The sequence below is a fragment of the Microbacterium sp. Z6_144 genome (assembly GCF_057197625.1).
Map to the genome: position 1 here is coordinate 1,778,730 of NZ_JBXVPT010000001.1, position 20,212 is coordinate 1,798,941.

Consider the following 20,212-nt stretch of genomic DNA (forward strand, 5'->3'; position numbering starts at 1 on the left):
GACGGACTGTGGACAACCGGTTTTGCTTCCGAGCGGGGGAGGGCGGGTCAGCCCCCGACGGCCCGGAGCCACGTACGCCGCGCCTCGAGGGCGTCGGCGGCCTCCTTGACGGCACGCGCGTCGCCGCGCGACTGCGCATCGGCGAGTTCGGCTTCGAGCTTCTCGATCGCCTCCGTCAGCTGGCGCGTCATGTCGTTGGCGCGGGCCTTGGTCTCGGGGTTGTTGCGCTTCCACTCGGTTTCTTCACGGGTGCGAACGCTCTGCTCGATCTTGCGCAGGTCGTCATCCAGCCCGCGTTCGACGTCACGGGGATGCACACGGCCGATGTCGTCCCAGCGACGCTGCACGTTCGTCAGCAGCGACCGGGCGCGGGTGAGGTCACGCTCGTCCACGATCGGCGCTGCCTCGACCAGCAGGGCGCGCTTGGCCTCGATCTTCTCTTTGGAGGCCTCGGTGTCGGCGGCTTCCCGTTCGGCTCGTGCGCCGTACAGGGCGTCGCCGGCGGCCTTGAAGCGGGCCCAGAGGGCATCGTCGAGCTTCTTGCCGGCCCGGCCGGACGCCTTCCACTCGTCGAGCAGGTCGCGGTAGGCGCCGATGCCGTCCTCGCCGCGGGGGGCGAGGGCTTCCGCGCGCTCGACCAGACGGGTCTTGGTGTCGCGCGCGGCCTTGTGCGTCTGGTCGAGGCTCGCGTAGAACTCCCGGCGGTGCCGATCAACCGTCGACCGCGCGTCGCGGAAGCGGCGCCACAGCTGCTGGCCCACCGAGCGCGGCAGGCGAGGGCCGTTCTGCTGGTGGGACTGCCAGCGGTCGAACAGCGCGGTCAACTCGGTGGATGCCTGCTTCCACTGGACGGTCTCGGGGTCGCGGGCGGCCAGAGCCTCGGCCGCTTCGACGATCGCCGTGCGCTCACGGACGGCCTCCTCGACCGCCTCCTTGGCCGCGGCCGATTCGGCCTCGGTCGCCTCGGCCAGCTTCTCGGTGAGGGCGTCGATGCGGGTTCGAAGGTTCTCGAGGTCGCCGACGGCGGCGGCATCCACGGTGCGCGCGCGCAGGGTCTTGGCGGTCGAGCGGAGGTCGGCTGCCGGAGCACCACCCCGTCGCACGCGTGCCTCGAGGAGCGTCACTTCGCTGGCGAGGTCGGTGAACTTGCGCTGGAAGTAGGCGAGCGCCTCTTCCGGGGTGCCGTCGGGGTATTGCCCCACGACACGCCAGGTCTCGCCCTCGCGGACCGACACCGTGCCGTCGTCATCGACGCGGCCCCACGCCGTCTGCAGATCGCGGCTCGTCTCGGCGGTCTCGGCGTCGGGAGTCTCGGCGGTCTCGCTGTCGGAAGTCTCGGCGGTCTCGGCGTCGGGAGTCCCGGCGGTCTCGCTGTCGGAAGTCTCGGCGCTCTCGATCTCGGCGGTCTCGCTGTCGGAAGTCTCGACGATCTCGGCGGTCTCGATCTCGGCGGTCTCGATCTCGGCGGTCGCGGCGTCGGAAGTCTCGGCGTCAGAAGTATCGGCGTCGGCAGTCACGGAATGCACCTCATCGCGGCTCGGGCCGCCTCGGTTGGGGACGGGGACGAGCCTAGTACCTGACCCGGTCACGGCGCAGGGCACCGACCGAGTCGTTATGGAGCGGGCGGGGGAGTGTCGGTAGGCGCCGGAGTCTCGGCCGGCGCCGGCGGGGTCGATGGCGCAGGAGACGTCGTCGGGCTGGGACTGGAAGCCGGCGAGGGCTCGGGGGCGCCGGGGCCGGCGGTGAAGTACGCGACCTGTCCTCCGATGGCGGCGAGGATGACGAGCCCGCCGACCACGCCCGCGAGCACATTGTCGCGTCGTCTGCGGCGCGACTGCCCCTCGTGCAGCTCTCGGCGCGCCTGATAAACCCGCGCGCGTTCCCGTGCTTCGCGCGTGTCGCGTCCCTTGCCGCCAGCGGCCACCGCATCCTCCTCGGCCCGGTGATCCCGGGCGCGAAGCATCCTACGCAGCCGCGACGCCAACGGCCAAAAGCGCGACCGCGATGTCGGCGTGCACGGATAGCCTGGGGGAGTGACCTCTCCCGCCGCACTCTTCCGGGGGCAGACCCCCCTCGCGGTGCGGATGCGACCGACCTCTCTGGACGAAGTGGCCGGTCAAGGCCATCTGCTCCGCCCCGGTTCGCCCCTGGTCGCGCTGGCGTCCTCCGACGGGAGCGCGTCCGCGTCGTCGGTGTCGGTCATCCTGTGGGGGCCGCCCGGCACCGGCAAGACGACCCTCGCGCAGGCGATCGCCCGCTCTTCGGGAAGGCGATTCGTCGAACTGTCCGCCGTGACGGCGGGCGTGAAGGATGTCCGCGAGGTGATGCAGGAAGCCCTGAACCAGCGCGACCTGTACGGACAGTCCACGATCCTGTTCCTCGACGAGATCCACCGCTTCACCAAGGCCCAGCAGGACGCGCTTCTGCCCGGGGTGGAGAACGGATGGATCGTGCTCATCGCCGCGACGACGGAGAACCCCTCGTTCTCCGTGATCTCTCCGCTGCTGTCGCGGTCGCTCCTGCTGACCCTCCGGCCGCTCGGCGACGACGACCTCGGACTCCTCATCGACCGGGCCGTCGCCGACCCCCGCGGGCTGGACGGCGCGGTGACGCTCGAGCCCGAGGCCCGCGCCGCGCTCGTGCGGCTGGCCTCCGGCGACGCCCGCCGAGCACTGACGGCCCTCGAGGCGGCCGCATCCGTCGCCGCCGACGATGCCGAGGATGCGGCGCCGCCGGTCGTGAGCGCCGACCACATCGCGCAGGCCGTCGACCGCGCGCTGCTGCGCTATGACCGGCAGGGCGACGAGCACTACGACGTCATCAGCGCATTCATCAAGTCCATCCGCGGTTCCGACGTGGATGCTGCGATCCACTACCTCGCGCGCATGATCGAGGCGGGCGAGGACCCGCGCTTCATCGCCCGGCGGCTGGTCATCTCGGCCGCCGAAGACATCGGGCTCGCCGACCCGCAGGCCCTGCAGATCGCGGTGGCCGCCGCCGACGCCGTCGCCTTCATCGGGATGCCGGAGGGCCGGATCCCGCTGGCCGAGGCGACGGCGTACCTGGCGACGACGGCCAAGTCGAACGCGGCCTACAACGCGATCAACGCGGCGATCGCCGATATCAAATCGGGCGGCTTCGGACGGGTGCCGGTGCACCTGCGCGACGCGCACTACCCCGGCGCGAAGCGACTCAGCCACGGCAAGGGGTATCAGTACCCGCATGACAGCGACATCGGGATCGCGACGCAGCAGTACCTGCCCGACGAGTTGCGGGGGCGGCGCTACTACGAACCGACGAACCACGGACAGGAACGCGATGTGGCGGCGCGCCTGGAGAAGATCCGCCGCATCCTCGACGGGCAGTGACGCCTGCCTGCCCGGAAACGGGCCGCGGGGGGCCTCTGTTAGACTGGATCGGCTCGAAACAGAGTTTTCGGGCATCCCCCTCTTCCTGAACCACCGTACGGTGCGCCCCGGCGTGCGAACCGGACGGGCGGAAGGGGTTGATACGTCCGTGAGCCGCGAAGTGCGCGGCCACGTATTCGGAAGGAACTCTTCGTGGCAACGAAGTCCCAGGACCGCCGTAAGGTCCGCCTGTCGCGGGCGCTCGGCATCGCGCTGACCCCCAAGGCAGCCAAGTACCTCGAAAAGCGCCCGTACGCTCCGGGTGAGCACGGTCGCACCAAGCGCAAGCAGGACAGCGACTACGCCGTCCGTCTGCGCGAGAAGCAGCGTCTGCGCGAGCAGTACGGCATCCGCGAGAAGCAGCTGCGCATCGCCTTCAACGAGGCCCGCCGCGTCGACGGCCTGACCGGTGAGAACCTGGTCGAGCTGCTGGAGATGCGACTGGATGCCATCGTGGTCCGCTCGGGTCTCGCCCGCACGACCGCTCAGGCGCGCCAGCTCGTGGTGCACCGCCACATCCTCGTCGACGGCCAGCTCGTGGACCGCCCGTCCTTCCGCGTGAAGCCGGGCCAGGTCGTGCACGTCAAGCCCAAGAGCGAGGGCCTCGAGCCCTTCCAGGTCGCCGCCGCCGGTGGGCATGCGGACGTGCTGCCCCCCGTTCCCGGCTACCTCGAAGTCGAGCTCGACAAGCTGCAGGCACGCCTCGTGCGTCGCCCGAAGCGTGCAGAGGTGCCCGTCACGTGTGACGTGCAGCTCGTCGTCGAGTACTACGCGGCGCGCTAAGCGACGCGGTACAGCACGCACGAAGGGCGTCGGGCTATCCCGGCGCCCTTCGTCGTATGCCGTCTACGATGAAGGGATGCCGCACGCGCGGCCCCGATCCGAGGAAGTGACGATCGTGAAGAACCTGCTCTGGTTTCTGCTCGGCATCACCGGCGGCGTCGTCGCCGCCCACTTCGTGAACCGTGACCCCCGCGGGCACCAGGTGCTCGCGCAGGTCGACGCCCGCATCAGCGAGTTCACCGACCGGATGGGCTCGGCCTACCGCGAGCAGGAGGCCCGCTTCGCCGGTCCGCTGTCCGAGGTCAAGGAAGCGGCCGCAACCGCCGTGAGCACCGCGAGGGATGCCGCCGCCTCTGTGGTCGAGGCCGCCAAGGACGTGGCCACCTCGACCGCGGCCGCGGCCACCGACACCGTCGATGCCGCGACGCAGGACGCGACCGACACCTCGGATGCCCCCGCGGACGACGCATCCGCTCGCCCGACCGCCGCACCGGCCTCCGACATCCCGACGCCCGCCGAGGTCGCCGCAGCTCACCCGGCGCCCGAGGGCGCCCCCACGGCCACACCCCGAACCTCCGACTGACCCCCACCTCCGCCACCCGCCCGGCTCGGCCGGGCCGGATGACCGCGCCTCTCGAAAGACCCGATACATGAAGACCGCTGAGATCGCCCAGCGCTACCTCGATTACTTCGAGAAGAACGACCACACCATCGTCCCGTCGGCATCGCTCGTCACCGACGATCCGTCGCTGCTGTTCACCGTCGCCGGGATGGTCCCCTTCATCCCTTACCTGACCGGGGTGGTTCCTGCTCCCTTCCAGCGGGCGGCGGACGTGCAGAAGTGCATCCGTACGAACGACATCGAGGAGGTGGGCCACACGGCCCGCCACGGCACGTTCTTCCAGATGCTCGGCAACTGGTCGTTCGGCGACTACTTCAAGGAAGGCGCCATCTCCTACGCGTGGGAGCTGCTGACCTCGTCGGAGGCCGACGGCGGCCTCGGTTTCGCCGAGCGCGACCTGTGGGTCACGGTCTATCAGGACGACGACGAGGCCGCGGAGCTGTGGCAGAAGGTCGCCGGGCTCCCGGTGGAGCGCATCCAGCGCCTCGGCCGCGAGGACAACTACTGGTCGACCGGTCAGCCCGGCCCCGCAGGCCCATGCTCGGAGATCTACTTCGACCGCGGCCCGGCGTACGGCCGCGACGGTGGACCGGCGGTGGATGACAACCGCTTCACCGAGATCTGGAACCTCGTGTTCATGCAGTACGCGATCAACAACGTGCGCTCCAAGATCGACTTCGACATCATCGGCGATCTGCCGGCGAAGAACATCGACACCGGGATGGGCCTCGAGCGCGTCGCCTTCATCAAGCAGGGCGTCGACAACATGTACGAGACCGACCAGGTGCGACCGGTCCTGGACCGTGCCGTGGAGCTCTCCGGCCGGCGGTACGGTGCCGACCCCGAAGACGACGTGCGCTTCCGCGTCATCGCCGACCACGTCCGCTCCTCGCTCATGCTGCTGTCGGACGGCGTCACCCCCGCCAACGACGGCCGCGGCTACATCCTGCGCCGGCTGATGCGCCGAAGCGTGCGCGCGATGCGTCTGCTGGGCGTGGATGCTCCGAGCTTCCCCGAGCTGTTCGCCGCATCCCGCGACGCGATGAAGGACGCCTATCCGGTGGTGGAGACCGACTGGCAGCGGATCTCGCAGTACGCCGTCGCGGAGGAGGAGACTTTCCTGCGCACCCTCGCGTCGGGGTCCACGATTCTGGACCTCGCCGTCGAAGACACCAAGAAGACCGGCGGGACGACGCTCTCGGGTCCCGAGGCGTTCCTGCTGCACGACACCTACGGGTTCCCGATCGACCTGACACTCGAGATCGCCGAGGAGGCCGGCCTCTCCGTCGACCGCACCGCCTTCGACAGCCTCATGCTCGAGCAGCGCAACCGGGCCAAGGCCGACGCGAAGTCGCGCAAGCGCACGATCGCCGACCAGAGCGTCTACAGCGCCTTCCGCGCTCACGGCGAGACCGTCTTCACCGGGTACACCGACCTGGAGACGGAATCCCGCGTGCTCGGGGTGCTCGTGGACGGCGTATCGGTCGACCGCGCCCGCGCGGGGCAGGTCGCCGAGGTCATCCTCGCCGAGACGGCGCTGTACGCCGAGTCCGGCGGCCAGGTGGCCGACAAGGGCGTCATCGTCGGCCCGGGGTACGAGCTGGACGTCCTCGACGTGCAGAAGCCCGTGCCGGGGCTGGTCAGCCACACCGTGCAGGTCGCCACCGGCGAGGTCGCGGTGGGGGAGACGGCCACGACCGTGGTGAATGCCGCGAACCGGCGCGCCGCGCGGCAGGCGCACTCGGCCACGCACCTCGTGCACGCGGCCCTCCGCGACACGCTGGGCAAGACCGCCACCCAGGCCGGCTCGCTCAACCGGGCGGGCTACCTCCGCTTCGACTTCTCGTGGGGTCAGTCGCTGTCGCCCGAGACCCGGTCGGAGATCGAGGAGATCGCCAACAACGCCGTGCGCGACAACCTCGAGGTGACCACCCGCGTGCTTCCGCTGGATCAGGCCCGGGAGCTCGGCGCCATGGCGCTGTTCGGCGAGAAGTACGGCAACACCGTGCGGATGGTCGATATCGGCGGCCCGTGGTCGCGCGAGCTGTGCGCCGGAACCCACGTCTCCTCGAGCGCCGAGATCGGGCTCATCAACCTCGTGGGCGAGTCGTCGGTCGGAGCATCCAACCGCCGCGTCGAGGCACTCGTGGGCCTGGATGCGTTCCGCGACCTCGCCGCGGAGCGCGCGATCGTGTCGCAGCTGACCTCCTCGCTGAAGACGCCCCGCGACCAGTTGCCCGCTCGGATCGCGGAACTCACGGCCAACCTCAAGGCCGCCGAGAAGCGCATCGCCCAGTACGAGGCGCGCGCGCTGGCCGACCGCGTCCCGCAGCTGACCGGCACGGCCGCGAGCGCCGGCCGCGTACGCGTGGTGGCGCAGTCGCTCGGCGCGGTCGCATCCGCCGACGACGTCCGTTCGCTCGCTCTGCAGGTGCGCGACCGGATGGGCGACGGCCCCGCCGTCGTCGCCCTCGGTGCGACGCTCGGCGACCGGGTGACCGTGGTCGTGGCCACCAACGACGCCGCCCGTGCGGTGGGGGCGAAGGCGGGCACGCTCGCCCGGGCGGCCGCTGCCCGCCTCGGCGGCGGCGGCGGCGGTCGCGACGACGTGGCCCAGGGCGGCGGCACGGATGCGGCGGCCCTTCCGGGCGCGCTGGACGCCGTGGTCGCGGAGCTGGCGACGACGGGGGAGTGACCGCCATCCGCCGCGGCATCCGGCTCGGAATCGACGTGGGCAAGGCCCGGGTCGGTGTCGCCCGCAGCGATCCGGATGGACTGCTCGCGGTGCCGGTGGAGACGGTTGCGCGATCGGAGAAGACGATCGCGCGGTTGTTGGAGCTCGCCGCCGAGTACGAGGCGGTGGAGTTCGCGGTGGGATTGCCGACGAGTCTGAGCGGTGCCGATACCCTCTCCACCGCCGACGCGCGGGGCTTCGCGGCGGAGCTTGCCGCCGCATCCGCGACGCCCGTGCGCCTCGTGGATGAGCGGCTGAGCACGGTGACCGCGCACGACGTGCTGCGATCTGCCGGGCGTTCCCAGCGTCGGTCTCGTAGCATTGTGGACCAAGTCGCCGCTGTGGTGCTGCTGCAGCAGGCACTCGACGTCGAGAGGCGCTCCGGCAACCCGGCCGGGGCAGCCGTACCTTCGGGACAGGAGCCCGCCTGATATGCCCGACAACACGTCCGGATTCGACGACCCGTTCGCCGATCTCTACTCGAAGCTTCCCGATTCGCGCCGCCGCGAGTCCGACGCGGGATCGTCCACGCCGACGCCCGCGTCCACGCCGACGCCCGCGTCCACGCCGACGTCCCGGCGCGCCGCACGCTCTGTCCGTGGCAGCGATACACCCGACGGCGCGCCTGCGGCGGTGCACCCGTCCGACCCCGTCGGTGAGCTCGAGCGCGTCGGCGCTCGCGAGCCGGCGCGCGTGGGCGCGTCGGCGCACGCCTCGCGCGCGGCGGAGCCTGCCCGTCGCGCCTCCTCCGGCACGCTGGAAGACCTCTTCACCGGCGCCCGCACCGCCGACGACCTCGGCACCCCGCCGCCGCGCCCGAACAAGCGCCGCCGCACGGGCGGATGGATCGCCCTCATCGTCGTGCTCGCGCTCATCGGGGGCGTTGTGGGCGGCGGCGTGTGGGCCTGGAACACCTTCGGTGAGCGGATCGAGGGCTTCTTCGCCGGCAGCAGCGCCGACGACTTCGAGGCCGGTCAGGCGCACGGGGAGGCGCAGCTCACGGTCGCGGCCGGAGACACGGGTGTGCCGGTCTCGCAGAAGCTGTACGACGCCGGCGTCACCAAGACCCCGACGTCCCTCTACGACTACATGGTGGAGAACTCGGTGGCTTTCACGTTCCAGCCCGGCGTGTACCGCCTGCAGCTGGAGATGACGTCACCGGCCGTGCTCGAGGCCCTCCGCGACCCCGCCAACAAGCTCGAGAACACCGCGCAACTGCCGGAGGGTCTCACCGTGCAGCAGTCGATCGAGGCGATCTCCGAGCAGATGGGGATGCCGCTGGAAGACCTGGAGGCCGCCGTGGCCGATCCGTCGGCGTACGACGTCGCCGCCGACTCGCTCGAGGGCTGGCTGTTCCCGGCCACCTACACGTTCGACCCGGGGATGACCGCCACCGACGTCGTCGCACGGATGGTGGATCGCGCGGTCGAGTCGCTGGACGCCGCCGGCGTGCCCGCCGAGGAGCGGCAGCGCGTCCTCACGGTCGCCTCGATCATCCAGCGTGAGGCGAGATCCGAGGAGGACTTCTTCCGGGTCTCCCGCGTCATCCAGAACCGGCTCGACCAGGGCATGCAGCTGCAGATGGATTCCACCGCGCAATACGGCTACGGAGAGCTGCATGAGGGCTCGGCGAGCACATCGGGCGAAGCGCAGTTCGACGACAACCCGTGGAACACCTACGTGGTCGACGGACTCCCGGCGGGGCCGATCGCCAACCCGGGAGACCAGGCCATCGACGCCGCCATGCACCCGGCGGAGGGCCCGTGGCTCTTCTTCGTGACCGTGAACCTGGACACCGGTGAGACGGTCTTCACGACCACTGCCGATGAGCATCAGCAGGCCGTGGACCAGTGGATCGAGTGGTGTCAGGACCACCCCGACTCGGGATGCTGACGGGTACGCGCCTGGCGGTCTGGGGCGACCCGATCCAGCACAGCCGGTCGCCGCGCCTGCACGCGGCGGCGTACCGCGCCCTCGGTCTCGACTGGGGGTACGGTCGCCGGCGCGTCGGCGAGGACGACTTCGACACCGCCCTCGCGGCGCTCGACAGCACATGGCGGGGGCTGTCCCTCACGATGCCGCTGAAGACGGCCGCCGCGCGCGCAGCCGCGTCGATGGATCGCCCCGCAGCCCTCACCGGCGCGGTGAACACCCTGCTCCTCGGCGAAGAGACGCGAGGGTTCAACACCGACGTCGGCGGACTCGTGGGTGCCCTCACCGAGCGGGGCGTGGCGGAGGTCGTCACCGGTCGAGTACTCGGCGCCGGTGCGACGGCCACGTCGGCGCTCGTCGCCCTGTCGGAGCTGGGCGCGCGTCGGGTGGAGATCGTGGCGCGCCGCCCCGGCGCCGTCGCGCGACTGACCGGCCTCGGCGCCGACCTCGGCGTGGTCGTGACATCGACCGGCTTCGACGACGGCCGGCTCGCCGACGTCGATGTCACGGTGGCGACCCTTCCGGGTGGGACCGACATCGGGGCGGCGGCCGAGCGGTTCGCCGCCACCGGCGGGACGCTCGTCGACGTCGTGTACGGCGACTGGCCCACGCCTCTCGGGAGGGCGTGGGAGGTGGCGGGGCGAACGGCGTGCTCCGGGCTCGGGATGCTGCTGCACCAGGCCCTGCTGCAGGTGCGCATCTTCGTCTCCGGCGACCCGCGGGCGACCCTCCCGGACGAGCCCGCCGTGCTGGCGGCCATGCGCCAGGCCGTCATGGGAGACTAGGGCAATGCTCCGCGTGCTCACGGCCGGCGAATCGCACGGCCCCGAACTCGTCGCCATCATGGAGGGTCTTCCCGCCGGTGTGCCGATCTCGTCTTCCGCGATCCGCGCCGACCTGGCGCGTCGCAAGCTCGGCTACGGCCGGGGCTCGCGGATGAAGTTCGAGGAGGACGAGCTCACGATCTCCTCGGGCGTCCGGCACGGCCTGAGTCTGGGCAGCCCGATCGCCCTGCGCATCGGCAACACCGAATGGCCCAAGTGGGTCGAGGTCATGAGCGCGGAGCCGGTCGAGCTCACCGAGAAGTCCCGCGGACGTGGTGCGCCGTTGACCCGCCCCCGCCCCGGGCACGCAGATCTCGTCGGCATGCAGAAGTACGACTTCGACGAAGCCCGCCCCGTCCTGGAACGAGCCAGCGCCCGCGAGACCGCAGCCCGGGTCGCGCTCGGCGCCCTGGCACGCGCGTTCCTCTCCGAACTCGGCATCCGCCTGGTCAGCCACACCCTCTCGATCGGTCCGATCCGCGTGCCCGAGGGCGCTCCGCTCCCCGCGCCCGACGACGTGGACGCGCTCGACGCCGATCCGCTCCGCTGCTTCGACGCTCCGACGAGCGCGCGGATGGTCGCGGAGGTCGACGACGCCCGCAAGGACGGTGACACCCTCGGCGGTGTCGTCGAAGTGCTCGCGTACGGTCTGCCCCCGGGTCTCGGGTCGCACGTCCACTGGGACCGCCGACTGGACGGCAAGCTCGCCCAGGCGCTGATGAGCATCCAGGCGATCAAGGGCGTCGAGGTCGGAGACGGCTTCCTCACCACCACGCGACGGGGCTCCCAGGCGCACGATGAGCTCTTCGCCACCCCCGAGGGCATCGCCCGCGCCACCGATCGCGCCGGCGGCACCGAGGGCGGGATGTCCACCGGCACAGTCCTGCGTGTGCGAGCGGGCATGAAGCCGATCGCCACCGTCCCGCATGCACTGCGCACGATCGACGTGGAGACGGGTGAGGCCGCGGCAGCCCACCATCAGCGGTCCGACGTCTGCGCGGTGCCCGCCGCGGGAGTCGTGGCCGAGGCCATGACGGCGGTCGTGCTGGCCGAGGCGGTCCTGGAGAAGTTCGGCGGTGACAGCGTCGGCGAGACGCGTCGCAACCTGCTGTCCTACCTCGATGCCGTCTCCGCGTCGCTGCCGACGACACCCGCCAGCGACGCCACGCTGGCCGCCTCCGATGGCGCACTCTGACACCATCGCCCTCATCGGCCCGATGGGGGCGGGCAAATCCAGCATCGGCCGTCGCGTGGCCGCGCAGCTCGATCTCGGCTTCACCGACACCGACTCGGTCCTCGCGCGTACCCACGCCCCCGTCCCGGCCCTGTTCGCCGAGCACGGGGAGGACGGCTTCCGCGTCCTGGAGCGCGAGGTCGTCCGCGAAAGCCTCGGCTCCGGCGGCGTCGTGTCGCTCGGCGGGGGAGCGGTGCTCCATCCCGACACCCGCGCCGACCTCGCCGCCTGTCGCGTGGTCTACCTCACCGTCGAGCCGGACGTCGTGATCCGCCGCATCCGCGACGGGTCACGCCCGCTGCTCAGCGGCGATGATGCGCTCGGCCGATGGACCGAGATCTTCCAGAGCCGCCGCCCCCTGTACGAGACGCTGGCCGATGTGACCTTCGACACGTCGCGCGGCCCGCTGCAGGATGTCGTCGACGATGTCGCCCGCTGGGCGCGCGCCTCCACCCCGACCGGATCGAGCCCCGCATGAGCACCACGACCATCCCCGTCACCGGCGCCACGGCGTACGACGTGACCGTCGGCCACGGCCTCGTCGCCTCGCTGGGCGAGGTCCTGCCCGCCGCCGCGCGCAAGGTGCTCATCGTTCACCCGCCGACGCTCGCCGAGCGTGCCGAGCAGCTGCGACAGGTGCTCCTGGCCGATCGCGAGGTGCTCCTGGCGGAGATTCCGGACGCCGAGCAGGGCAAACGCGTCGAGGTGGCGGCATTCTGCTGGCAGATTCTCGGGCAGGCCGATTTCACCCGGACCGACGTGATCGTGGGATTCGGCGGGGGAGCGGTCACCGACCTCGCCGGCTTCGTCGCCGCCACGTGGCTGCGCGGGGTCGCCCTCGTGCAGGTGCCCACGACCGTCCTCGGGATGGTGGATGCCGCCGTGGGCGGGAAGACCGGCATCAACACGGCCGAGGGGAAGAACCTCGTCGGTGCGTTCTGGCCCCCGACGGCCGTGGTGTGCGACCTCGATCTGCTCGACTCCCTGTCGCCCAACGAGCGGGTCGCCGGATACGCGGAGGTCGTCAAGGCCGGGTTCATCTGGCACCCCGAGATCCTGGATCTCATCGAGGCCGACCCCGTCGCCGTCGTCGACCCGCGCAGCGAGGCCTTCCGGCGCACCCTGGAGCTCGCCATCGACATGAAGGCCCGCGTGGTCGGCGAGGACCTCCGTGAGGCGGGTCTTCGCGAAGTGCTCAACTACGGTCACACGCTGGGACACGCGATCGAGCACGCCGAGCGGTACCGGTGGCGCCACGGCGCCGCGATCTCGGTCGGCATGGTCTTCGCCGCAGAGCTCTCCCGCCTCGCCGGGCGGCTTCCCGATGCGATCGTTCAGCGGCACCGCGACATCCTCGGCGCCCTCGGCTTGCCGATGACCTACCGCGGGGGAGCGTGGCCGCAGCTGCTGGCCACCATGCAGCGCGACAAGAAGAGCCGCGGCGGGATGCTGCGCTTCATCGTCCTGGACGACCTCGCCCGCCCCACCGTGCTGCAGGCACCCGACGAGTCGCTGCTGTTCGCCGCCTATCAGGAGGTCGCCGCCTAGCGCCGCGTCCCAGCGCCGAGAAACGACGATGCGGACGAGAAATGCCGCGCCGCGTCCCGTCTCGTCCGCATCGTCGTTTCTCGGGCCGCTGGTAGTGTGCAGCGGTGACGACCGCCCGCCGCCTGCTCCTGGTCAACGGCCCCAACCTCAACCTGCTCGGCACGCGGGAACCGGAGATCTACGGCACCGCGACCCTCGCCGACGTGGAACAGGTCACCGCCGACGCCGCCGCCGAGCGCGGCTTCGACGTGCGTGCGGTCCAGAGCAACCACGAGGGCGTTCTCATCGACGCCATCCATGACGCGCGCGAGGACTGCGCCGGGATCGTCATCAACGCCGGCGGCTACACCCACACCTCCGTGGCGCTTCGCGATGCGCTGTCGGGCGTGGCACTGCCGGTGGCCGAAGTGCACATCTCCGACCTGTCGGCCCGCGAGCCGTTCCGCCAGCACTCCTACATCGCCGATGTCGCCGTCGTCCACGTGAGCGGCGAAGGGGTTCCCGGCTACGCGCGAGCCGTCGCGCTCCTGTGCGACATCATCGCCGGTCAGGCCGAGGGCTGACGCCCCGGCGAGGCACACGCCATCCCGTAGAATGCTGTCGGGCCGTCTTCGGCCCGGCTCCCCGACGAATGGACCTTCTTTTCCCATGGCCTCCACCGCAGACATCAGGAACGGCGTCGTCCTCAGCATCGACGGACAGCTGTGGAACGTCATCGAGTTCCAGCACGTCAAGCCCGGCAAGGGCGGCGCCTTCGTGCGCACCAAGCTCAAGAACGTCGTCACCGGCAAGACGGTGGACCGCACCTACAACGCCGGCGCCAAGATCGAGATCGAAAACGTCGACCGCCGCGACTTCACGTACCTGTACAACGACGGCGAAGCCTTCGTGTTCATGGACGTCGAGGACTACGACCAGCTGACCGTCCCCGCCAGCGTCGTGGGCAACGCCTCCAACTTCCTGCTGGAGAACCAGCAGGTGCAGATCGCGCTCAACAACGGCAACCCGCTCTACGTCGAGCTGCCCGCATCCGTCGTGCTGGAGATCACCTACACCGAGCCCGGCCTCCAGGGAGACCGCTCGTCGGCGGGTACGAAGCCCGCCACCGTCGAAACGGGCTACGAGATCCAGGTGCCGCTGTTCCTGGAGACGGGCACGAAGGTCAAGGTCGACACGCGCACGGGCGACTACCTCGGCCGCGTCAACTGACGTGGCGTCGATTCGATGAGTGCGCGCACGAAGGCGCGCAAGCGCGCCCTGGACATCCTGTTCTCCGCCGATGTGCGCGGCGAAGACCTCCCCACCGTCCTCGCCGCTGAGGCCAAGCGAGCGGCCAACGAGCCGGCGCGCGAGGCCTCATGGCTCTACGCGCGGGAGATCGTCGACGGCGTGATCGACAACTACGACGAGATCGACGAGCAGATCACGACGTTCGCGAAGGACTGGTCCCTCGCACGGATGCCTGCGGTCGACCGCGCACTGCTGCGGATCGGTGCGTGGGAGATCCTCTACAACGACGCCGTCCCCGCGGCCGTAGCCATCGACGAGGCGGTCGAACTGGCCAAGGAGTTCTCCACCGACGACTCCGGCCCGTTCGTGCACGGCGTGCTCGGCCGGATCGCCCGCGCCGGCTGAGGGCGGCGACCGACGTCGGAAGCCTCGGAGAGGATGAGGCGATGTCGTCCTGGCGGAATCTGATCCCGGACCCCGGCGACGCGGAGCGCCCGCCGCTGGCGCTCGGCGTCGAGCTGCGCCAGCGCGACGCGTACGATCCGGCGCGATGGGACCCCCGCGGGATCTCGGCCGTCACCCCGCGCTCCCTCGCCCAGCGGCAGGACGACCTCTCCCTCGCCGTCCGCCCGCTGACGGCCGGCACGCGCGGCGCATGGATCAAGGGCGACGTCTCGTGGGACGTCGTCCGCCGGTTCCCCGATCGCTTCCGTCCCGCACAGGCACGCTGGTTCACCGAGCTCCAGGCCCTCGCCTCCTCGCCACGCCTGACGGGCGCCTTCTCGACCGCTCCCGACTGGATCCCGCTCGACCCGGTGACCTCCCCGCACCTGTGGCCGCATCTGAGGATCGCGGCAACGCACGGCATCGCACTGGTCGCGACGCACCCGCAGCAGCAGGTGACCCTCGCCGACGACGCGCAGGTCTCCGTGCTCCTCGCTGCCGCCCCGGACGGGGGCCTGCACCTCCGCGCCCGTGTGAGCCTTCCGGGGGGCGACGTGGATGCGGCCACGGTGCGTCCGCTCGGATCCTCCGGCATCTACTCCTTCACCCTCGACCGCGACCCGATCCCCGTGGTGCTCGCGCCGGGACGCCTTCCCGACCCACTGCCGGCGCTGCTGGGGTCGGCCGGGATCGTGGTGCCGGCAGAGGAGACCGCGGAGTTCCTCCGCGATCTGTACCCGGTACTGGCCCGGCGCACCCCGGTGGCAGCCGAGCCCGGCCTCGTCCTTCCGTCGCTGGAGCGCCCCACGCTCCGGGTCGCCGTCGCGTATCGGCCGGGGCACACGGTCGCCTACGACATGTGGTGGGTCCGTCCCGGGCTGCATCCGGTCCGTTTCCTCCCCGCCGACGACGGTGGCGAGCGCGACGACGCCCACGGTGGCGAGCGCGACGACGTCCACGGTGACGGTGACGAGGGCGAGCGCGACGCACGCCGGATCGCCGAGTTGGTGCGTGCGACATGGACGCGCACGACGTCCCTCGCGTTCGCCGGAGCCGCCACGCTGAAAGGCGCCGACGCGGCGGAGTTCTCGGCGAGCGTCCTGCCCGTCCTGGAAGCGGTGGAGGGCGTCCGCGTGGAGACCACCGGGAACCGTCCGGCGTACCGCGAGCTGGCCGGTGACCCCGCCATCACCGTCACGACGGTGGAGAGCCCCGACCCCGACTGGTTCGACCTGGGGATCATCGTGACCATCGACGGGCGCTCGATCCCGTTCCGCCCGCTGTTCGCGGCGCTGGCCCGGGGGCGCGGCCGGATGATGCTCTCGGACGGCGCCTACTTCTCGCTGCGGCATCCGGCGCTGGACCGGCTCAAGGATCTGCTGGAGGAGGCGGCGGCCCTCGCCGAATGGGAGACCGGTCCTCGCATCGCGCGCACGCAGATCAGCCTGTGGGACGACTTCGAAGACCTCGCCGACCAGGCCGAGCCGGTCCTCGCGTGGCGCCGGCTGGTAGAAGGGCTCCGCGACGCCGGCGCGGTGGAGCTCCTCCCGCCGCCCGCCGGCCTCCGCGCGCAGCTCCGGCCCTATCAGCAGGCGGGCTTCAGCTGGCTCGCCTTCCTGTGGCGCCACCGCCTCGGTGGGATCCTCGCCGACGACATGGGACTCGGAAAGACGCTTCAGGCGCTCGCGCTCGTCGCGCACGCCCGCGCCGAGGGCGAACGACGGCCGTTCCTCGTCGTCGCTCCCACCTCCGTGCTCCCGACCTGGGCCGAGGAGGCCGCGCGGTTCATCCCGCACCTGACGGTGCGCACGGTCGGCGCGACACGCGGTCGCACAGGGGCTCGCGTCGCCGACATCGCCGCGGACGCCGACCTCCTCGTCACGTCCTACGCCGTCCTGCGCCTGGATGCGGAGGACTTCGCCGCCCAGGAGTGGGCGGGGGTGCTGCTGGATGAGGCGCAGTTCGTGAAGAACCCGCGGACCAAACTCCATCAGGCCGTCGCCGCGCTGCGCTCGGACGTGCGGGTGGCGATCACCGGCACGCCGTTGGAGAACAGCCTGACCGACCTGTGGGCGCTCCTCTCGCTGACCGCGCCCGGGCTCCTCCCGTCGGCGCGACGGTTCCGCGAGGAGTACGTCCGTCCCATCGAACGCGCACCCGAGGCGGCGAACACCGATCTGGCGGTCGCTTCCGCGACCCGTCACCGCGCCGAGCGTCTCGAACGGCTCCGCCGCCGCATCCGCCCTTTCCTGCTGCGCAGAACCAAGGAACTGGTCGCCCCCGACCTGCCGCCCCGCCAGGAGCAGGACGTTCACGTCGAGCTCGCGCCGGCGCACCGGGCGCTGTACGACGCGGTGCTCCAGCGCGAGCGGCAGAAGGTACTGGGCCTCCTGGACGACCTCGACCGCCACCGCATGGTGGTCTTCCGCTCGCTCACGCTCCTCCGCCTGCTCAGCCTCGCCCCGGGCCTCGTATCCGCCGGCGACGCGCACATCGGTTCCGCGAAGCTCGATGCGCTGCTGGACCGGCTCGCCGAGGTCGTCGCCGAGGGTCACCGTGCCCTGGTGTTCAGCCAGTTCACCTCGTTCCTCGCTCTCGCGGCGGCGCGCCTGGATGCTGCGGGCATCGCCTACGCGTCTCTGGACGGGTCGACCACCCGCAGGGGAGAGGTGGTGGACGCCTTCCGCACGGGGGACGCACCGGTGTTCCTCATCAGCCTCAAGGCGGGCGGTTTCGGACTCACCCTCACCGAGGCCGACTACGTCTTCGTGCTGGATCCTTGGTGGAACCCGGCGGCGGAGGCCCAGGCGGTGGATCGCACGCACCGGATCGGCCAGACCCGGAGCGTCTTCGTCTACCGGCTCCTCTCGGCGGGGACGATCGAGGAGAAGGTCGGCGCGCTGCAGCGGCGGAAGTCGGAGCTGTTCCGCTCGGTGCTGGACGAGTCCGACGCGCTCGCTCAGCCCCTCGACGCCGACGACATCCGCGGCCTCCTCGAACCCCGATCGGTTTCCCCGGCCCGCCCACCGGACGTCCAGGCACGCCCCGCGTAGACTCGATGGGTTCGAGAGGAGATGGGAGCGACATGCGGATCACGGGCCTGGGCCACGCGGGGATGTTCATCGAGACGGCCGGCGGCAGCATCCTCTGCGACCCCGTTCTCGGGCCGAGCTTCTTCGGCTCCTGGTTCCCCTTCCCGGACAATCGCGGGCTCGACTGGGAACGCTTCGGAAAAGCCGACTTCCTCTACATCTCGCACCGTCATCGCGACCACTTCGACCCGGCGCTGCTGGAGAAGTACGTCTCGAAGGACATCCGCGTACTGCTGCCGGACTATCCGACGGACGACCTCGAGCGAGACCTCCGCGCGCTCGGCTACGACAACATCATCTACACGCACACCGGCGAGGTGTTGCAGTACGGCGAACTGAAGCTCATGGTCACGCCGCTGCGTGCCCCCAGCGACGGACCCATCGGCGACTCGTCCCTCAGCGTGGACGACGGCACGGCCAGCATCCTGAACCAGAACGACTCGCACCCGCTCGATCTGGAGAAGCTGCTGAGCTTCAGCAAACCGGACGCGTACTTCACGCAGGTATCCGGTGCGATCTGGTGGCCGATGGTCTACGACCTGCCGCTGGAGGCGAAGCAGAACTTCGCGCAGCTCAAGCGCGACGCGCAGAACAAGCGGGCCATGTACTACATCGAGAAGGTCGACGCCGAGCACGTCTTCCCCATGGCCGGGCCGCCGATGTTCCTGCGCGAGGAGCTCTTCCGCTACAACGGGGTCGGCCAGGAAAACGATTCGATCTTCACCGACCAGCGCCAGTTCCTCGAGCACATGGCCCAGCAGCGCCCCGGGCAGAAGGGCTACCTGTTCCTTCCCGGCACGCAGGTCGACGTTCGGGGCAGCGCCGTCGAGGTGACGCAGACGCTCTTCAGCGACGCGGAGATCGACCGGATCTTCGGCGACAAGTGGGCCTACCTCGCCGAGCAGAGCGACACGCGCCAGGACGAGATCCGCGCCGAGGAGGCCTCCCGCGCCGAGGTGCTGCCGCCGGCGGAGATGCTCGCGGCCATCAAGGAGTGGTGGGAGCCGCTCCTGCGCCGCGCCCGCACCATCCGCAACGGTGTGGGGGGAGCGGTGCGCTTCCGCATCGGCGACCTCGACATGGTGGTCGACTTCCCCAAGGCCAAGGTGCGGGAGTACGCGGGGGAGGAGTGCATCTACTGGTACACGATCCCCGCCGATCTCGTGTCGACGAACATCCGCGACCACGAGATCGACTGGTCGAACTCGATCTTCCTGTCCATGCAGTTCGAAGTGGGCCGCAGCGGCAAGTTCAACGAGTTCCTCACCACGTTCCTGAAGTGCCTGTCGCGCGACCGCATCGAGTACGTGGAGAACTGGTACTCCGAGCAGTCCGACCAGACCGAAGACATCCAGCTCGACGAGTGGGTCGTGCAGCGCCGCTGCCCGCACCTGCGCGCCGACCTTTCCAAGACCGGCAAGATCGAGGACGGCGTGCTCACGTGCAGCCTCCACGACTGGAAGTGGGACCTGACCTCGGGCAAGTGCCTGACGACCCAGGGCCACCCCATCCGCTCGTCCCAGGCCGAGCCGGCCGCCGCGGCCCCCGCCGCCTGACCCACCCGCCGCCGCGTCCGCGTCCCCCCGCGTCCGCGTCCGGGTCCCCGCCCGGGTCACCGCGGATCCGCGTCACCCGCGTCCGCATCCGCGACACTGCACGCAGCCGACGAGACCGCGACATAAAGCCGCGGTCTCGTCGCGGGGCTGCAGTATCGCGGGGGTGGGGCGGCGGGCGCGGGCTGGGCGCGGGTCGGGCGCGCGGGCGCGGTAGGGTGGGGGACGACGAGCAACCTTTAACACCGTCCTGTGAGGCGGAGAAGGGAGCGGCATGAGCATGCGCACCGTGCTGCACGAGGCAGACATCGCCCGAGCATTGACTCGGATCTCCCACGAGATCCTCGAGTCCAACCGCGGGCCGGAGGGCCTGGTGATCCTGGGGATCCCGACGCGCGGCGTTCCGCTGGCCCAGCGCATCGCGTCCCTGGTCAGCGACTTCAGCGGCGTGCAGGTGCCGGTCGGGGCGCTGGACGTCACGATGTACCGCGACGACCTGCACCGCAACCCCACCCGCGCCCCGCACCCCACGCAGATCCCGCCCGGCGGCATCGACGGCAAGACCGTCGTGCTCGTGGACGACGTGCTGTTCTCCGGTCGCAGCATCCGCGCCGCCCTCGACGCCCTGCAAGACATCGGCCGCCCCGCCGCCGTGCGCCTGGCCGCGCTCGTTGACCGCGGCCACCGCGAGCTTCCGATCCGGCCCGACTTCGTGGGCAAGAACCTGCCGAGCTCCCGCGAGGAGCGCGTCTTCGTGCGCCTGGCCGAGACCGACGGCGCCGAGTCCGTCACCATCGAAGGGAACTGAG

The 20,212-nt window shown here is 70.9% G+C and carries 17 protein-coding genes; 16 read left to right on the top strand and 1 reads right to left on the bottom strand.

Annotated elements, in window-relative coordinates:
- Positions 1 to 47: 47 nt before the first annotated feature.
- Positions 48 to 1,517 carry a DUF349 domain-containing protein gene (locus AC2DGY_RS08715; protein WP_484509295.1) on the bottom strand — a complete coding sequence of 490 codons (1,470 nt, stop codon included), beginning with the start codon at positions 1,515 to 1,517 and terminating at the stop codon, positions 48 to 50.
- A gap of 567 nt (positions 1,518 to 2,084) precedes the next feature.
- On the opposite strand from AC2DGY_RS08715, the gene AC2DGY_RS08720 reads away from it, so the two are divergent.
- The 16 genes from AC2DGY_RS08720 to pyrR all read left to right on the top strand — a co-directional run bounded on the left by AC2DGY_RS08720 (position 2,085) and on the right by pyrR (position 20,211).
- Entirely contained in the window at positions 2,085 to 3,368 is a 1,284-nt protein-coding gene (locus AC2DGY_RS08720) for a replication-associated recombination protein A (RefSeq protein ID WP_484509992.1), read from the top strand.
- Between the two features lie 192 nt (positions 3,369 to 3,560).
- Positions 3,561 to 4,190: a 30S ribosomal protein S4 gene (gene rpsD, locus AC2DGY_RS08725; protein ID WP_484509296.1), complete on the top strand. Its 630-nt coding sequence runs from the start codon at positions 3,561 to 3,563 to the stop codon at positions 4,188 to 4,190.
- A 76-nt stretch (positions 4,191 to 4,266) separates the two neighbouring features.
- The gene (locus AC2DGY_RS08730) at positions 4,267 to 4,773 is read left to right on the top strand and encodes a hypothetical protein (protein WP_484509297.1); all 507 of its coding nucleotides are present in this window, start codon (positions 4,267 to 4,269) and stop codon (positions 4,771 to 4,773) included.
- A gap of 67 nt (positions 4,774 to 4,840) precedes the next feature.
- A complete protein-coding gene (gene alaS, locus AC2DGY_RS08735) occupies positions 4,841 to 7,507 on the top strand; it encodes an alanine--tRNA ligase (protein ID WP_484509298.1) in 2,667 nt (888 codons plus the stop codon).
- Positions 7,504 to 7,977, top strand: coding sequence for a Holliday junction resolvase RuvX (gene ruvX, locus AC2DGY_RS08740; RefSeq protein WP_484509299.1), 474 nt, complete (start codon positions 7,504 to 7,506; stop codon positions 7,975 to 7,977). The genes alaS and ruvX overlap by 4 nt, the downstream gene beginning before the upstream one ends.
- Position 7,978: 1 nt before the next feature.
- Positions 7,979 to 9,439 (top strand): endolytic transglycosylase MltG, encoded by a 1,461-nt coding sequence (mltG, locus tag AC2DGY_RS08745; RefSeq protein ID WP_484509300.1) that lies wholly within the window; start codon positions 7,979 to 7,981, stop codon positions 9,437 to 9,439.
- The gene (locus AC2DGY_RS08750; protein WP_484509301.1) at positions 9,409 to 10,263 is read left to right on the top strand and encodes a shikimate dehydrogenase family protein; all 855 of its coding nucleotides are present in this window, start codon (positions 9,409 to 9,411) and stop codon (positions 10,261 to 10,263) included. Before mltG ends, AC2DGY_RS08750 begins: the two co-directional genes overlap by 31 nt.
- Positions 10,264 to 10,267: 4 nt before the next feature.
- Entirely contained in the window at positions 10,268 to 11,497 is a 1,230-nt protein-coding gene (gene aroC / locus AC2DGY_RS08755; protein ID WP_484509302.1) for a chorismate synthase, read from the top strand.
- On the top strand, positions 11,484 to 12,014 hold the full coding sequence (locus AC2DGY_RS08760; RefSeq protein WP_484509303.1) for a shikimate kinase: 531 nt from the start codon (positions 11,484 to 11,486) through the stop codon (positions 12,012 to 12,014). Before aroC ends, AC2DGY_RS08760 begins: the two co-directional genes overlap by 14 nt.
- Positions 12,011 to 13,084: a 3-dehydroquinate synthase gene (gene aroB, locus AC2DGY_RS08765; protein WP_484509304.1), complete on the top strand. Its 1,074-nt coding sequence runs from the start codon at positions 12,011 to 12,013 to the stop codon at positions 13,082 to 13,084. The genes AC2DGY_RS08760 and aroB overlap by 4 nt, the downstream gene beginning before the upstream one ends.
- Positions 13,085 to 13,188: 104 nt before the next feature.
- Positions 13,189 to 13,647, top strand: coding sequence for a type II 3-dehydroquinate dehydratase (gene aroQ / locus AC2DGY_RS08770; protein WP_484509305.1), 459 nt, complete (start codon positions 13,189 to 13,191; stop codon positions 13,645 to 13,647).
- Positions 13,648 to 13,732: 85 nt separating this feature from the next.
- Positions 13,733 to 14,293, top strand: a complete 561-nt coding sequence (gene efp, locus AC2DGY_RS08775; protein WP_484509306.1) for an elongation factor P — start codon at positions 13,733 to 13,735, stop codon at positions 14,291 to 14,293.
- A 15-nt stretch (positions 14,294 to 14,308) separates the two neighbouring features.
- Positions 14,309 to 14,719 (top strand): transcription antitermination factor NusB, encoded by a 411-nt coding sequence (gene nusB, locus AC2DGY_RS08780; RefSeq protein ID WP_484509307.1) that lies wholly within the window; start codon positions 14,309 to 14,311, stop codon positions 14,717 to 14,719.
- Positions 14,720 to 14,760: 41 nt separating this feature from the next.
- Positions 14,761 to 17,811 carry a DEAD/DEAH box helicase gene (locus AC2DGY_RS08785; RefSeq protein WP_484509308.1) on the top strand — a complete coding sequence of 1,017 codons (3,051 nt, stop codon included), beginning with the start codon at positions 14,761 to 14,763 and terminating at the stop codon, positions 17,809 to 17,811.
- A 32-nt stretch (positions 17,812 to 17,843) separates the two neighbouring features.
- Positions 17,844 to 19,406: a Rieske 2Fe-2S domain-containing protein gene (locus tag AC2DGY_RS08790; RefSeq protein WP_484509309.1), complete on the top strand. Its 1,563-nt coding sequence runs from the start codon at positions 17,844 to 17,846 to the stop codon at positions 19,404 to 19,406.
- A 271-nt stretch (positions 19,407 to 19,677) separates the two neighbouring features.
- Entirely contained in the window at positions 19,678 to 20,211 is a 534-nt protein-coding gene (pyrR, locus tag AC2DGY_RS08795; protein WP_484509310.1) for a bifunctional pyr operon transcriptional regulator/uracil phosphoribosyltransferase PyrR, read from the top strand.
- Position 20,212 lies beyond the last annotated feature (1 nt).

What these genes read in the sequence shown, in the direction of transcription:
- AC2DGY_RS08720 (WP_484509992.1), top strand. Translation starts at nt 2,085, where the DNA reads ATGCGACCGACCTCTCTGGACGAAGTGGCCGGTCAAGGCCATCTGCTC.
- AC2DGY_RS08730 (WP_484509297.1), top strand. Translation starts at nt 4,267, where the DNA reads ATGCCGCACGCGCGGCCCCGATCCGAGGAAGTGACGATCGTGAAGAAC.
- alaS (WP_484509298.1), top strand. Translation starts at nt 4,841, where the DNA reads ATGAAGACCGCTGAGATCGCCCAGCGCTACCTCGATTACTTCGAGAAG.
- mltG (WP_484509300.1), top strand. Translation starts at nt 7,979, where the DNA reads ATGCCCGACAACACGTCCGGATTCGACGACCCGTTCGCCGATCTCTAC.
- aroC (WP_484509302.1), top strand. Translation starts at nt 10,268, where the DNA reads ATGCTCCGCGTGCTCACGGCCGGCGAATCGCACGGCCCCGAACTCGTC.
- AC2DGY_RS08760 (WP_484509303.1), top strand. Translation starts at nt 11,484, where the DNA reads ATGGCGCACTCTGACACCATCGCCCTCATCGGCCCGATGGGGGCGGGC.
- aroB (WP_484509304.1), top strand. Translation starts at nt 12,011, where the DNA reads ATGAGCACCACGACCATCCCCGTCACCGGCGCCACGGCGTACGACGTG.
- efp (WP_484509306.1), top strand. Translation starts at nt 13,733, where the DNA reads ATGGCCTCCACCGCAGACATCAGGAACGGCGTCGTCCTCAGCATCGAC.
- nusB (WP_484509307.1), top strand. Translation starts at nt 14,309, where the DNA reads ATGAGTGCGCGCACGAAGGCGCGCAAGCGCGCCCTGGACATCCTGTTC.
- AC2DGY_RS08785 (WP_484509308.1), top strand. Translation starts at nt 14,761, where the DNA reads ATGTCGTCCTGGCGGAATCTGATCCCGGACCCCGGCGACGCGGAGCGC.
- AC2DGY_RS08790 (WP_484509309.1), top strand. Translation starts at nt 17,844, where the DNA reads ATGCGGATCACGGGCCTGGGCCACGCGGGGATGTTCATCGAGACGGCC.
- pyrR (WP_484509310.1), top strand. Translation starts at nt 19,678, where the DNA reads ATGAGCATGCGCACCGTGCTGCACGAGGCAGACATCGCCCGAGCATTG.